Source organism: Sulfuricurvum sp., from assembly GCF_028681615.1.
In the GTDB taxonomy this organism is placed as follows: domain Bacteria; phylum Campylobacterota; class Campylobacteria; order Campylobacterales; family Sulfurimonadaceae; genus Sulfuricurvum.
The window spans coordinates 290937-304782 of sequence record NZ_JAQUHV010000001.1 but is presented as its reverse complement, the minus strand read 5'-3'; the positions used below and the strand labels follow the sequence as shown (position 1 = coordinate 304782).

At 43.3% G+C, this 13846-nt stretch carries 16 protein-coding genes; 10 read left to right on the top strand and 6 right to left on the bottom strand.

What is annotated here, in order from left to right; translation table 11 throughout:
* The first annotated feature begins 9 nt into the window (after positions 1 to 9).
* Complete coding sequence (locus PHE37_RS01600) at positions 10 to 366, top strand: hypothetical protein (protein WP_299994181.1); 357 nt, start codon at positions 10 to 12, stop codon at positions 364 to 366.
* Positions 366 to 1106, top strand: coding sequence for an exonuclease domain-containing protein (locus tag PHE37_RS01595; RefSeq protein ID WP_299994182.1), 741 nt, complete (start codon positions 366 to 368; stop codon positions 1104 to 1106). Before PHE37_RS01600 ends, PHE37_RS01595 begins: the two co-directional genes overlap by 1 nt.
* On the opposite strand, the gene PHE37_RS01590 is transcribed toward PHE37_RS01595, so the two are convergent.
* Entirely contained in the window at positions 1103 to 1363 is a 261-nt protein-coding gene (locus tag PHE37_RS01590; RefSeq protein WP_299994184.1) for a hypothetical protein, read from the bottom strand. The two genes, PHE37_RS01595 and PHE37_RS01590, sit on opposite strands and share 4 nt — an antisense overlap.
* A 78-nt stretch (positions 1364 to 1441) precedes the next feature.
* Between PHE37_RS01590 and PHE37_RS01585 the strand changes: the two genes are divergently transcribed.
* Genes PHE37_RS01585 through PHE37_RS01570 form a run of 4 tightly spaced genes read left to right on the top strand, consistent with a single transcriptional unit; the run spans position 1442 to position 5979 of the window.
* Positions 1442 to 2683, top strand: a complete 1242-nt coding sequence (locus PHE37_RS01585) for a hypothetical protein (protein ID WP_299994185.1) — start codon at positions 1442 to 1444, stop codon at positions 2681 to 2683.
* Positions 2683 to 3675 carry a MoxR family ATPase gene (locus PHE37_RS01580; RefSeq protein WP_299994187.1) on the top strand — a complete coding sequence of 331 codons (993 nt, stop codon included), beginning with the start codon at positions 2683 to 2685 and terminating at the stop codon, positions 3673 to 3675. Before PHE37_RS01585 ends, PHE37_RS01580 begins: the two co-directional genes overlap by 1 nt.
* Complete coding sequence (locus PHE37_RS01575) at positions 3672 to 4748, top strand: VWA-like domain-containing protein (RefSeq protein WP_299994189.1); 1077 nt, start codon at positions 3672 to 3674, stop codon at positions 4746 to 4748. The genes PHE37_RS01580 and PHE37_RS01575 overlap by 4 nt, the downstream gene beginning before the upstream one ends.
* Positions 4741 to 5979, top strand: coding sequence for a DEAD/DEAH box helicase (locus PHE37_RS01570; RefSeq protein WP_299994191.1), 1239 nt, complete (start codon positions 4741 to 4743; stop codon positions 5977 to 5979). Before PHE37_RS01575 ends, PHE37_RS01570 begins: the two co-directional genes overlap by 8 nt.
* Here PHE37_RS01570 and fetB read toward each other — a convergent pair.
* The 3 genes from fetB to PHE37_RS01555 all read right to left on the bottom strand — a co-directional run bounded on the left by fetB (position 5963) and on the right by PHE37_RS01555 (position 8714).
* Positions 5963 to 6706: an iron export ABC transporter permease subunit FetB gene (gene fetB, locus PHE37_RS01565; RefSeq protein ID WP_299994193.1), complete on the bottom strand. Its 744-nt coding sequence runs from the start codon at positions 6704 to 6706 to the stop codon at positions 5963 to 5965. The genes PHE37_RS01570 and fetB overlap by 17 nt on opposite strands.
* 32 nt (positions 6707 to 6738) lie before the next feature.
* Positions 6739 to 7989 carry a diguanylate cyclase gene (locus PHE37_RS01560; RefSeq protein WP_299994195.1) on the bottom strand — a complete coding sequence of 417 codons (1251 nt, stop codon included), beginning with the start codon at positions 7987 to 7989 and terminating at the stop codon, positions 6739 to 6741.
* A gap of 128 nt (positions 7990 to 8117) precedes the next feature.
* Positions 8118 to 8714 (bottom strand): peroxiredoxin, encoded by a 597-nt coding sequence (locus PHE37_RS01555; protein ID WP_299994197.1) that lies wholly within the window; start codon positions 8712 to 8714, stop codon positions 8118 to 8120.
* 161 nt (positions 8715 to 8875) lie between these two features.
* On the opposite strand from PHE37_RS01555, the gene PHE37_RS01550 reads away from it, so the two are divergent.
* Positions 8876 to 10642 (top strand): ABC transporter ATP-binding protein, encoded by a 1767-nt coding sequence (locus PHE37_RS01550; protein ID WP_299994199.1) that lies wholly within the window; start codon positions 8876 to 8878, stop codon positions 10640 to 10642.
* Between the two features lie 10 nt (positions 10643 to 10652).
* Positions 10653 to 11720, top strand: coding sequence for an AI-2E family transporter (locus tag PHE37_RS01545; RefSeq protein WP_299994201.1), 1068 nt, complete (start codon positions 10653 to 10655; stop codon positions 11718 to 11720).
* An 18-nt stretch (positions 11721 to 11738) separates the two neighbouring features.
* Here the strand turns inward: PHE37_RS01545 and PHE37_RS01540 are convergent, their stop codons facing one another.
* Both PHE37_RS01540 and PHE37_RS01535 read right to left on the bottom strand, forming a co-directional pair.
* Positions 11739 to 12056, bottom strand: coding sequence for a hypothetical protein (locus PHE37_RS01540; RefSeq protein ID WP_299994204.1), 318 nt, complete (start codon positions 12054 to 12056; stop codon positions 11739 to 11741).
* Positions 12057 to 12069: 13 nt separating this feature from the next.
* Positions 12070 to 12471 (bottom strand): hypothetical protein, encoded by a 402-nt coding sequence (locus PHE37_RS01535; RefSeq protein WP_299994206.1) that lies wholly within the window; start codon positions 12469 to 12471, stop codon positions 12070 to 12072.
* 152 nt (positions 12472 to 12623) lie between these two features.
* Between PHE37_RS01535 and PHE37_RS01530 the strand changes: the two genes are divergently transcribed.
* Together PHE37_RS01530 and PHE37_RS01525 are read left to right on the top strand one after the other, a co-directional pair.
* Entirely contained in the window at positions 12624 to 13268 is a 645-nt protein-coding gene (locus tag PHE37_RS01530) for a ParA family protein (protein WP_299994208.1), read from the top strand.
* 29 nt (positions 13269 to 13297) lie between these two features.
* Positions 13298 to 13519: a hypothetical protein gene (locus tag PHE37_RS01525; RefSeq protein WP_299994210.1), complete on the top strand. Its 222-nt coding sequence runs from the start codon at positions 13298 to 13300 to the stop codon at positions 13517 to 13519.
* Positions 13520 to 13846: the final 327 nt, after the last annotated feature.

Sequence of the window (13846 nt, the reverse complement as noted above, 5' to 3'; positions counted from 1 at the left end):
GGATAAAAAATGGCCTATATTGCACAATTAAAACATTTGATTCAAAACGAGTTGATTCCTGATGTCGAAGAACATATTGACGATATTTTTGAATCTATAGCGTCGCAGAAAGATGCGACTCCCCAAGAACGCGCACAATTAGAAGATATGCAAGCACTTCGTGATGAGTATAAAGAGCTTCTCAAAGAGATCCAAAGCGGTGACGTTGATGAAGAAGAAGCGGAGCAGCTTTATACCGAGCTTACCTCTATGCGAGAGAGCGATGAGGGGGATGAGGATGATGATATGCTCTACGATGACGAGGACGAGGAAGACGAAGACGACTATGATGAGTTCGATATTGATGCTGAAGACGATCAGTATTAATGGCAAAATACGTTTTACTCGATACTGAGACAACAGGGGCCGGAGATTCGGATCGAATCATCCAGCTCGGTTTTATGGTTTTGGACGGCAAAAACGTCGAAGTTCATAACGATTTATGTTCAGCTCCTCTGCCTATCGGATACGGAGCAATGGAAGTACACGGAATAACTCCCGATATGATTGAAGGAAAACCGCCGTGTACCGAAACATCTGCTTTTCAAGCATTATGTGCTCTGAATGCTCCCGAAAATGTTCTTATTATCCATAATGCCCCTTTCGATTTAGGGATGTTGGCCAAAGAGGATTTTACGTCGCAGATGCGTTTGATTGATACGTTACGGTGTGCACGTCATCTATTTGAGGATGAAGAAGCCCATCGATTGCAGTATTTTAGATATCGTCTCGGGTTGTATAAAGTCGAACAAGCCGAAGCAGATGCTTTGGGGATTGAAGTAAAAGCCCACGATGCGATCGGTGATGTTTTGGTATTAAAATTATTTCTTAGTGAGCTTCGCAAACGGTTGCAAGAGCGGTTTGAGGGGGCTAATCCGATCGATAAGATGGTCGAGTTGACTCAGACACCGGTATTTTATACAAGGCCGCTTAAATTTGGAAAATATAAAGGTAAAACCTTGACCGAAATTGCCGAAGCGGATAAAGGGTATCTCACTTGGATGCTCGGCAATATGGACAGTCTCGATGAAGATATGCGTTACAGCATCGGGAAGGTTTTAGGTTAAAATGTCGTTTTTGTTGATGTTGCGATTTCGCTGAGGCGGTACGCTGCATCGACATGACCGTTTTTCATCGCTTTTTTCCACCACTCCATTGCCTGATCGATGTCTTTTTCGACCCCCTCGCCGTAAAAATAGATCATCCCCATATGAAACTGCGCTTCTGAATTACGTTTGTATGCAGCTAAAGGGTGAAGTATTTTGTAGGCTTTTTCAAAGTCTCCCGCATCGTAAGCGGCAATTCCCTCGTAAAGTTCTTCCATCGTTAAAATCCTTTTAAACTATTGATGACATTATACCTTTGTGTGAGTTTTTTAGAGTGAGTGAATATAATACGCGTTATGAACTACAATGAGCTAAGCGGAAAATCGATTCTATTGTTAGGTAAAACCCGTGCTTTGAATATGGAGGAGTTTGATACTCTCTTGAAACTCCATAAAATTGAGCGTATCGGCAGTTACAATGATGAGGTCGCTTTGATCATTGAGGGGCGGATGATGAACCCGTACGAACAGGCAGAATCGGCACGTCTGTATGAAATGCAAAGTTGCCCTATCGTCGAACTCTCAGGCGTAGAAGAGTGGTTATGCCGATCCATTGAACCTAACCGGTTATTAATGAGTCTCAAACTTTCCCGTAATCAGGAACGGCTTGTCGATTTTTTGCAAAATCCTTACATAACGGATGAACTGTTTTTCAAACTTCTCAAACTCTATGATTGGCAGAATGAGGGGTTGTTTGATAATGACACAAATCGGGACGTAACCGCTTCGATCATCGGGCGTTTTTATGCAGATCTGGAGCGAAATCATAATGTCCAGTATGCGATGAGCGGGTTGGCGCATCTGATCGAGCGTTACGGCAATGCAGAGTTGATCGAGGCAATATCGCAACTTGCTCCGATAGCGCATGAAATCAAAAATCCTACCGATCGCTCCTATCACGGGGTACTGGATGCGATTGCATTGCACCCCGATACTCCCGAATCACTGCTTCGACTGTTGATTAAAGAGCGGTCTGAGCTTTTGGCGCATCGGGTTCCCCTTTCGCTTGAAGAGGAGCTGTTGAAAGTCGAAAAACTTCACCCGATTTTGGCACAGAATGAATCACTCTCCCATCGAGGAGCACAGTTGTTAGCCGATACGGCAGGTGAGCTTTTGGCCAAACACATTGTTTTGGATGAAGGGTGGTTTGAACGCTTTGCCGCTGTATATCCTCTCCAACTGGCATCGAATCCCACACTTACCGAATGGATGCAAGAGAAACTGATCCGGAGTGATAATGATGAGGTGATGAATGCATTGGCATCCAACAGCGCTTTGAGCCCGGAACGATGTGTTTTTCTTTATTCTCTAGGTAGATTTTCGGGGGCATTGGCAGCTAACCCCTCTTTGCCGGATACGATTTTAGAAGAGTTGTCCCAAAGCAATGATCCCTCTGTTTTAGGGGCACTGGCTGCCAATCCCTCTACACCGATCGATGTGTTGTATCAACTCTCGTTGGATCAGAGGTTTGAGCGAAGCGTTAAAACGAATCCGACGTTCGGAAAACATATACAAACTCACAACATAGGATGGAGCTGATGCGCACCAAAGATACGATAGAGACGATGCGATCTATGATCGATTCGAAGATACCGACATTTCTGTGGGGAGCTCCGGGGATCGGGAAATCGTCCATCATCAAACAAATTGCCCGTGAAAACGGCATTGAATGCATCGATCTGCGTTTGTCGCTGATGGATCCGACCGATCTCAAAGGGATACCGTTTTACGAGAGAGATTCTCACAGTGCGTTATGGGCACCGCCGTCGTTTCTGCCGCGTGAGGGGAAGGGAATTCTTTTTCTCGATGAGCTCAACTCCGCCGCTCCGGCGGTACAGGCATCGGCATATCAGCTGATTTTGGATCGTAAAGTGGGGGAATACACTCTTCCTGATGGGTGGGCGATCGTCGCGGCGGGTAACCGCGAGGGAGACCGCGGGGTCGTCTATCGTCTTCCCTCTCCGTTGGCGAATCGGTTTGTCCATATCGAGATGGAAGTCAATGCTTCCGATTGGCGCGATTGGGCACTTAGCAGAGGAATCGATGTCCGGGTTGTCGCCTACATCGGATTTAAAAACAGTGCGCTGTTCGGATTCGATCCGCTGAAAAATGAGCGGAGTTTTGCCACGCCGCGCAGCTGGGAAGCGGTGCATACGATTGTGAACAGTGCGTTGTCCAAAACGCTGTGGCTGGAAGCGATCGCTGGTGCGGTGGGCGAAGATGCCGCCGTTGATTTTTTAGGGTTTGTGCAGGTCATGGACAAACTTCCTGATGTGGATGCAATTTTACTCGGAGAGGAGAGTGAAGTGCCTACGGATCTTTCTACTCTCTACGCGCTCTCATCGGCTCTGGTAACGCGTATACTGACAGCTCCTTCCGATGAAGCAGTCTCACATGTTTTGCGCTATACTCTGAAACTCAAAAACGAGTTTGCGGTGATGATTGTTCAAGACCTGCAACGTCAAGGGGTCGTGATGGAACATCTTGATGCGTTCGGCGAATGGGTTGAGGCGTACGCCTATCTGTTATGATCGATTTTTCTCCCCTTAAAGCCAAACTTCTTCTCGAGTACCCCTTTTTCGGGACGATTGCATCAGGGATGGAGATGGTACTCAACGACAATATCGAAAGCTTCACAACACGGGAGAATACGATCGAGTACCGCGAAGCCTATATTGAGCCTCTTAGCAATGATGAGCGGTTGTTTGTCCTGTGCAATGGAGCATTGCATGAAGCGCTCTCCCATACACTTCGACGCGGAAACCGGAGCCCGTGGTTGTGGGCAATGGCATGCGATTATGCAATCAATACTCTCTTGATTGACAACGGTTTTACTCCCCCTCCGAAAATCACCTATGACAAACGTTTCGGTAACCTCAGTGCCGAAGAGATCTATGCGGAACTCTCACTCGAGTTTTTGGATCAGGAACAGAACGATCGAGATGCGGATGATCGCAGAGACGGAGAGAGTGCCGATGAAAAGCTCTCCCGTGCTCAGCGTGAACGCCGGACACACGATGCGATGGAAAAAGACGATCCTCTCTCTGAAGCATTTTCGCGGCAGTTCGGTTTACAGGCGAAAAGCCGGATCGATTGGAGAAGCGAATTGCGCGATTGTATCGGCGGGCATTACATCAGCGATTACACTCTCATCCCACCCTCAAAAAAACTTCTCTACGAGGGGATATATCTGCCAGGGTCATCGTCCCGTCATCTGGACCTCGCTATCGCGATTGACAGTTCGGGATCGGTGGATGAGGTACTGCTCTCACGTTTCATCGCCGAGGTGGAATCGATTATGGAGACATTCGGCTCGTACACTATCGACTTAATGGTGTGTGATGATAGGATACGAAGCCATACACGGTTTGAAAACGGTGAGGGTATCGAATATGTTTTGAATGGGGGAGGGGGAACCGATTTTAACCCGGTTTTCGAGATAATAGAGTCTTGGACGCAGCGTCCGAAAGTTCTTTTGTATTTTACCGATCTGGACGGAAAATTTCCCCCCTATGAACCGCTGTATGAGGTACTATGGATCGCACCGCAACGCGTAGATGTGCCGTTTGGCCGTGTGATCGAATTAAAGGATGAGAATGGTTGAAAACGCGCTAAAGATTTTAGAAACGTCCAATCTTTTCATCACCGGAGGTGCGGGATCGGGGAAAACGACGTTGACCCGCGCTTTGATCGGGGATACTGTGCAAAAGGGAAAATCGGTGGCCCGTCTCGCCTCCACGGGGATGGCAGCGACACTCATCGGGGGGCAGACGCTTCATAGCTTTTTTGATCTTGGGATCGCGAATTCGCAAGGTGAGCTGGAGCGCAACGGAAAACTCGAACCTGCCAAAAAGATCATCAAACTGATCCGTTCCATGCAGATCATCGTTATCGATGAGATTTCGATGGTGGGAGCACCGCTGCTCGATATGATCCGTCTGCGATTGCTGCAAGCGGAATTTAGCGGACGGCTTATCGTCGTAGGGGACTTTTTGCAGCTTCCACCAGTGACGCGGGGGAATGAACCGATCTACTTTGCGTTTGAGTCTCCGAGCTGGGAGCGTTTTGGTTTTGAGACGATCCATTTGGAAGGTTCATATCGTACCCATGAAGCGGAGTTTTTGACCCTTTTGGAACAGGTGCGTCATGCACGTATCGATGAAGAGGCGATCAATGCGCTGGATGAATTGGTTAAACCGCTGAGTGAGGATATGAGTTCGGTTACGTTGTTGTTCGGTAAAAATATCAGTGCCCAGAACCATAACCGCTCCCAGTTGGAGCATTTGCACGGTGAGATTGTCGAACTCTCCACCTATGTGACGATCCATGATAAAAAGATGCAGGAACGTGATGTCGAGCGGTTTATGGCTGAGAGCCGTATTGAACCTATATTGGCATTGAAAGTGGGTGCTCCGATCCTTTTTACCCGTAATGCATGGAACTATTACAACGGTGAGAGGGGAAGTATCACCTCCATCGAAGAAGATGTCATCTGGGTAAAAAAAGCAGACGGAGTGAATGTCAAAGTGGAGCGGGTCGATACCACCAAAACACGGTGGGTGGAAAAAGGGAGCACGGCGAGTGAAGAGAAACTGATTACCCTCAGCCAGTTTCCGATCACGTTAGCCTTTGCCATCACGATCCACAAATCGCAGGGGATGAGTTTAGCCGATTATGTTATCGAAACCAATGAGATATTTGCTCCCTCGCAGTTTTATGTGGCGTTATCGCGCTCCGTATCAGCGCACCGCGTAACATTGATTAAACCTCATAGAGGGTGGGAAAAGCTCTGTTTCGTTCACCCTAAAGCGAAACAATTTATTGCTTCGATGTGAATGCCGATCCGATGATGATCCGATAGGAGAACATCACGCTAAACACGGCTGAGAGCAGTGCCACGGCGACCATCATATACATAACGGCGAGCTGATACGAGATTGCGCTCAGCGGATCGGCACCCGCGAGGAGCATCCCCGTCGTGATACCGGGGATATGGATGATGCCGACCGTTTGGAGCATATTGAGCGTCGGGATCATCGAAGCTTTTACGGAAGCTTTGGAAGCCAGACGGAGAGCTTCCTTCATCGGTGCACCGAGAGCCACCATCCCCTCGATCGTCTCAATCGTATTTTTCACCTCGGCACGAAAACGCTCGATACTCTGAGAATAGACATTAAGAGCATTGCCGATAATCATCCCCCCGATCGGAATCATCTCATTGGGTACCATGTGAATAACTCCGAATGCCATCATCGATAGAAAGACGATTCCCGAAGAGGCTCCGAGGCTAAAAAAAGCGATTTTAAAACTGTGCTCGCCCAGAGGTGCACGTTTCTTGGCGGTATAGGCTCCGAAGGTCACCATTCCCAGCAGTACAAAAAAGAGCAGAGCAGGGTGTTTCATCTGAAAAAGATAGACGAGAGCATAACCGAGAAGTCCCAATTGCACCATCGCGAGGATCGAGTTGGTGAGAATCATCTTTTCCAGACCGAACTGTTCGCGGCGTGAATACCATAAAGCAAAGATAATAAGAAGATATGAGGCTAAAAAAGAGTATTGCATAGGATCTGCTTTGTGTTTATTCTGGTTTAAGGCTAGTTGTCAATCGCGACAACATTATTTCGTCCGGCTCTTTTTGCTTCATAGAGGGCATTGTCTGCAAGCTTGAGTGCTTCAGTAACGCTGTTAACCAGTACGGTTTCAGGATGATAGATACCGATACTGATCGTAATATGAAAAGTAAGATCATTATAGTCAAAATGATGTTCTTGGATGCGTTGACGAATTTTTTCGCATTTAGCAATCACTTGTTCTTTGGTAATACGGTTAAATATGATTACAAACTCTTCTCCGCCGGCACGATAAACACTGTCTTGAGGACGAACGGTATCCAAAAAGATTTTAGAAAGTTCGCATAATACAAAATCTCCCGCATCGTGTCCGTAGGTATCATTGATTTTTTTGAACCAGTCAATATCGAGCATCACGACGGCATAGGAACTTTTGTAGATATTTTGATGATCAATCAGTTCTTGGAGCTCTGTTTCCATATTCAGACGGTTTTTCAATCCGGTAAGTGGATCATGGGATGCTAAATGAGCAAGTTTTTCATTTGCTATCGTCAAACTGTTTGTCCGTATTTTGATCTCTTCTTGAAGATTATGTTCATGCCATACGATTTTCTGGAAAAGCGTCGCCATTTTATGAGCCATAGGTTGGAAGATAAATACGATTTCAAGTAACAAAGTAAACAAAGTGATTATCCAAACTACCAATACCATTGTTTGAACATTCGAGATATTGGTATCACCCTCTATCTGATACTGCAGTACTGCCATATTCAAATCACCTAATAGAGCGTTGGACGATTTGATGATCTTATCGGAAATTGCTTCGGCTTCTTTACGTGTTTTGGAACGTATTAGTTCTTCGACTAAGGCAGTGTATGCATTAACCCGATCTTTGAGATGATTCTTTTCAAAATAAAGCTTTTGGAGTGTATTTGAAAGCGCCACTTTTTTTTCAGGATATATTTCCCCGGATGAGAGCCTCTCATTCTCAAGCCTCATCTCATCGGCGGCATTTTCCAATACCGTTTGTATACCGACGATTCTACGATTATTTTTTTGATCGATTGCATTTATATAAAGCTGCGAATATAAAGCAATGCGTTGTGAAAGCATTCTTTGTTTTCCGGACAGATTAACAACAAATGCGGTGGTTTCACTGCTTTTAAGAGCTGTGGTAAGGATATAAAATGTAGTGCTTGAAAGGATTACGAGTAATACGACGGCGATTAGATAATGTTGTGTAAAACTGTACTTAATCTCTCTCGATTGCATCATTGTTCTCGGTTATTTATAAAATAGTCTATCATAGCATACTAAAGTAATAGTTTTTTCAAAAAGTTGTTAAAAATAGCTAAAAGAGAGTAGGAGGGGAATAGGATTTCCCCCGAGAGGGAAAAAGAAAATTATAATTCTTCTGCGTGAGCGGCAAGATATTCAGCAACACCTTCAGTGCTTGCTTTCATACCTGCGTCACCTTTTGCCCAACCAGCAGGACAAACTTCACCGTGTTCGTTTGTAAACAACATTGCATCGATCATACGAAGCATTTCATCGATGTTACGGCCTAGTGGAAGGTCATTGATAACCGCGTGACGAACAGTTCCGTCTTTATCGATCAAGAATGATCCGCGAAGTGCAACCGACTCACCGAACAATACATCGTAGTCACGTGAGATTTGTTTGTTCAAATCGGCTACGAGCGGATAGCGAACTTGACCGATACCGCCTTGGTTTACCGGAGTGTTTTTCCATGCGAAGTGGCTGAATTGTGAGTCAACCGATACACCGATAACATTGATTCCGCGTTCTGTGAACGCATCAAGACGGTGGTCAAACGCGATAAGTTCTGAAGGACAAACGAAAGTAAAGTCCAACGGATAGAAGAACAATACGGCACCTTTTTCGCCGAGGTTTTCGTATAGGTTGAAGTTATCAACGATTTGGTTGTTCCCAAGAACGGTAGTGGCAGTAAAGTCAGGAGCTTTTTTTGTAACGAGCATGTGATTTCCTTGTGTGGTTTTTGAGTAATATGCGGAAATTGTAACACACAAAGATTAATTAAACTGAGAGGCAAAAAGTTAACTCAAAATTCTAAAGGATAATTTTTATTATTTAGAAGAACACTTGTAAACGATATACCAGCTTTCGATATAATCGCAGTATGATAACCTTTAAAAATCTCTTTTCCATGATGTTCAGATACAAACGCTCCCTGATATGGGGAAACATCATAGCAATCCTGGCAACCCTGATATCGATTCCTATTCCTCTGCTGATTCCTCTGATGGTAGATGAGGTCCTCCTCAAAAAAGGGGGAAAAGTCACTGAAGCCATCGACTGGTTCACCCCTGCTCACGAGCCGATACTTTACATCGGTATCGTACTGGCTGTGACGATAAGCTTACGATTTGTTTTTTTCATCCTCAGTGTCGTATCCCAACGCTTTTTCATTACTCTTTCTCAGGAATTGAGTTTCACGATACGAGTCCGCGCGCTGGAACATCTTAAACATGTTTCGATGAGTGCATATGAGAGACTTGGGAGCGGCAAGGTCATTACGCATCTTATTACCGATATCGATACTATCGAGCAGTTTTTGGGAAGTGCACTTTCCAAATTTATCGTTTCGGTAGCGACTCTCATCGGAGTCGCTACCGTATTGATTTGGATAAATCCGCTATTTGGGATACTTATTCTCATTTTTCAACCTGTCATTATGATTGTCACTCGTAAAATTTCAGGCCGAGTCGGTGTGCTTAAAAAAGAGCAAAACCGTACGATCGGCGAGCTCTCCGATACATTGACTCAGATGTGTGATCTCTTTGGACAGATACGTGCAAGCAATAAAGAAGAACGTTTTATTCATAATGCTATCGATCAGTCGAAAAGGCTGCGTCAAAGTGCGAGTGAGTATGGTGTCAAAGCGTTGATGGGAGAGCGATATTCGTACACACTTTTTTTGAGCGGATTTGAAATTTTCCGTGCATTAGGACTGGTGATGGTTCTCTACTCCGATCTTAGCATTGGATTGATGTTTGGGATTTTCGGCTATCTGTGGTTTATGATGACACCAGTGCAGGATTTGCTCTCGATGCAGTATAGTTTTGCAAACGCTAAAAATGCTCTTGCACGTTTGAATGAACTTTTGTCTCTACCTTCCGAACCGGTTTTTACTGCTGCTAAAGAGCCGTTTGAGGAGACAAAATCGCTCTCTATCCAAACGCGTGATCTGGTTTTTGGATACAGTGAGGATGAAGCGGTGTTGAAAGGGCTGAACCTCGATATTCCATCCGGCAGCACCGTTGCCATTATCGGAGCGAGCGGAAGCGGCAAAAGTACCCTCTCGCAACTTTTGGTCGGATTTTATCCTCCGACATCCGGGGATATCCTTTATAACGGTGTGAATGTGGAAAAAATCGGGTTTTCACATATACGCGATGAAGTGTTTGTTGTATTGCAGCAGCCGTTGATGTTTAACGAAACGCTTCGATTTAATCTTACGATGGGCGATCCGATCGATGACGGATTGATAGGTGAAGCGTTACGTATTGCTCAGCTTAGCGAATTTGTCGCAACTTTGCCGATGGGGCTGGAAACCCAAGTAGGAAAATTCGGTATTCGTCTCTCCGGAGGACAGCGTCAACGCCTCAGTATCGCTCGGATGGTGTTGGCTAACCCGAAAGTAGTAATCTTTGATGAATCTACTTCGGCACTTGATGTTCATACCGAGAGTGCATTGTTTGAGGCACTGGAGACATTTCTAAAAGAAAAAACAGTGATTATCATCGCCCATCGTCTCAGTACGGTGACACGTGCCGATTATATTTATGTATTGGAAAACGGTATCATACTCGAAGAGGGAACGCGTGAAGTTTTAGAAGCAAAAGATGGCAGTTATAAGCGTTTTATACATTCTCAACACGGATAAGGATAGCTAGATGCGGCAAAATAATTTTTTACGATGGATCGGGGGTGGGGCATTTGTTCTCATCCTATGGCTATTTTTACCTTTCTTAAAAGGTTTTTTTGTCGCATTACTCCTTGCTATGGCAGTTTCTCCAGTCAATAAAATTGTTAGAGATAAAATCACTACCTATAAACGATTAAACAATTTTGCTTCCGTGATCTCAGCTGCTATTGTTACATTGGGGCTTGCACTGATCATCTTTGTTCCTATTGCATTGTTCTTGTTTCAAGTGATCGATCATCCTTCAAATACGATGGAACTCATTCGTACCTTTACGAATCAAGTTGATTCGATCAGTAGTCAGCTCCCTTCCTATTTGTCTTGGCTAAAAGATCCGCTTGATAACGCGATTGCACTTTCCAAACAACACAAAGACGAGATTATCGAATTCTTAGCCGGATGGATGGGGAATGGGTTAAAAACATTTATGGCGATGCTCGGCGAGATGGCGATGATTGTTGTTTTTTTCTTTTTTTTGATGTGGTACGGCCGAAATATAACCCTTTTTCTCCTTCCGATAATTCCTTTAAAACGTTCTGTAAAGCGGGAGTTTTTGGATGAGATGACAACGATGATTGCAGTCGTTTTTTATACTCTGGTAGGAGTTATGATTGCTCAAGGTTTGGCATTCGGAATTTTCATCGCTTTTTTTGATGGATACAATGCGTTATTACTCGGTTTTCTTACCGGTATATCCTCGATTATTCCGGTAGTCGGTACGGCATTGGTCTGGGTTCCCATCGTTATACATGAGTATCTCGAGGGAAATATTATGAATGTTCTTATTATCTCTCTTTATTCTTATGCAATGATGGCGTTTTTTATCGATAACATTGTAAAACTTGTGATTTTAAATTTTGTAAACCGTACTCTCAGTCGGGGGAAACGCCGTATCAATGAGTTTGTGATCTTTTTTGCGATAGTCGGAGGATTAGCTACATTCGGGTTCTGGGGAGTTATTTTAGGACCTGCTATTGTCGCTTTTGCAGTGACTACACTGCGCACAATGCGAAAAACGAATCGTATCATCCTCCCTTAAAAGAGAGGAACGTAACGATTAGACGGCTTTAAGTGTCTGAATTTCTTGGCGAAGGTTGTTGAGCTCTTCGGTGAGACGTGCGATTTCATCTTCTTTTGATGTTTCTTCATTCGAAGAATGAGAATAGCGTTGAACAGCAGATTGGAACGTATGTGTCAAATGATCGAGCTGATCTTTTGCTTTTTCAATCCATTCGTGCTGATCAAAGTGTAGATTGTCTTCCATATCATTGATTTTTTCTAAAATCTCATCTTTATGTTTATAGGCATAATATGCAGCTGCACCCCCGATGGCAGCACCGACTACGAAAGTTAGAAGTGTGTTTTGTTGGTTCATTGGTATTCCTTTGTTAGTTGGATTTTTTCTTGAAAAATTGTGAAAGCGCACCGATAGCAAGTGTACCCAGCGTTACTTTTGCAATTCCGTTTGAAGCTTTAAGTGCAAGAGATTTCGTTTCATCATGAAGAAATGCGATTAATGCATGCAGCTCATGCAACGACATTAATGATTTTTCAGTGATTGAACGTGTTTCACCTTTTAGTTGACCGAGTAACTCGCTCACATCCTGTAATGTGACCACCGCTTTACCGGAAATGAAACTAAGTTCATTTTCTACATGACCGATAAACTCATGTATTTTATGCATTGTTTTGATCGAATTGATTCCGATAAAAACAATAACAAGCGTAATAAACATCATACATATCGCGATAATCCCGACAAATAAAGTAAGTAGCTGTTGATCGCTCATTATTATTGCTCCTTTCGCGATAATGCCAATTATACACCTCTTTTATATAAATTAGTAAATCGTTTTTCTATTTATACTTTTCTTCTGTATTTATTTGTTTAAGTATGTAAAGTATATACTTTTAATATTTTTTTAATATATAAGGTATATCTATGATTCTTACGTTATCGCATCAAAAAGGGGGTGTCGGAAAATCAACCGTTGCATGGAATCTAGCGGTTTCTTTTTCGAAAATCATTGATGTCAGGATTGTTGACCTCGATACACAACGCTCTCTAACTGTGACCAATGCCCTGCGACAAGAGCAGGGATTAAATCCTATTGCAATGCTTCATTTCAATACAGCCGAAGAGTTAGCGGAATATGCCCAAAATGATTCGGACGACATTCTGACGATCATAGATTCAGGTGGATTTGACAGTGCCTATAATCGTGTAGCGATCATAGCTTCAGATTTATTGATTACACCTGTGAGTGATAAACCGTTCGATTTGATGGGATTGCAAAAATATGAAGAGATTTTGAAAAGTCTTTCGGATATTCAAGGTGCAATCGTAAAAACTCATATTTTGTTTAATAACATCAACCCGGCAATGAAACGCTTTGGTGATCTGATCGAATTCATCTGTATGTCTGAGCATTTTGAACTCCTTACCTCTGTACTGCGTCAACGTGTCGATATTGCCCATTCGGTCGGTGAGGGGAAAAGCATTAAAGAATATCGGATATTCGGTAAAGCCGATCAGGAAATGGATGAACTTTTCAACGAAGTAAAATCTATTTTAAATATAAAATAAATATTTAAAATATTTATAAAGGATATGGTATGGCAAAAAATAGTTTTCTAAAAAACATTGAAAAAGTGAAAAATTCTGCAGCTATGAGCGAGCGGGAAACAAGTGTGAGAAACGACAAAATGAAGAAAAAAAAGCTCATTACTATACCAGTAGAATGGGAAGATAAAATTCGTGAATTTCATGGAGGAACAGTGAGCGCATATATACTAATAGCACTTCAAGAAAGGATGCGAAAAGACGAACTTATATAATTCAAAAATATAACAAAAGTATTTGTTCAAATGTTTATAGTTAGTGTACTTTTGGGCATAATGAAAAATTCGGGCTGCAAAAAAATCATTTTTTTATTATAGTTATCTAGGAATTCATCTATCAATTTCACCTTCCTTTTTTTAGTTAATCCCAGATGTAGTTTGCTAAGTTTTTTGAGATGTGAGAATGCTTCAGTATCTAAAGCATATGTTGTATTTGGCATCTTGAATAATTTCGTTAGACATTCCTTTTTTTCTCGTTCTTTTTGACCTCTAAACTTTTACAGGTTGGGCACTTTTTAGTGCTTTTTTACAATCCATTTTAAA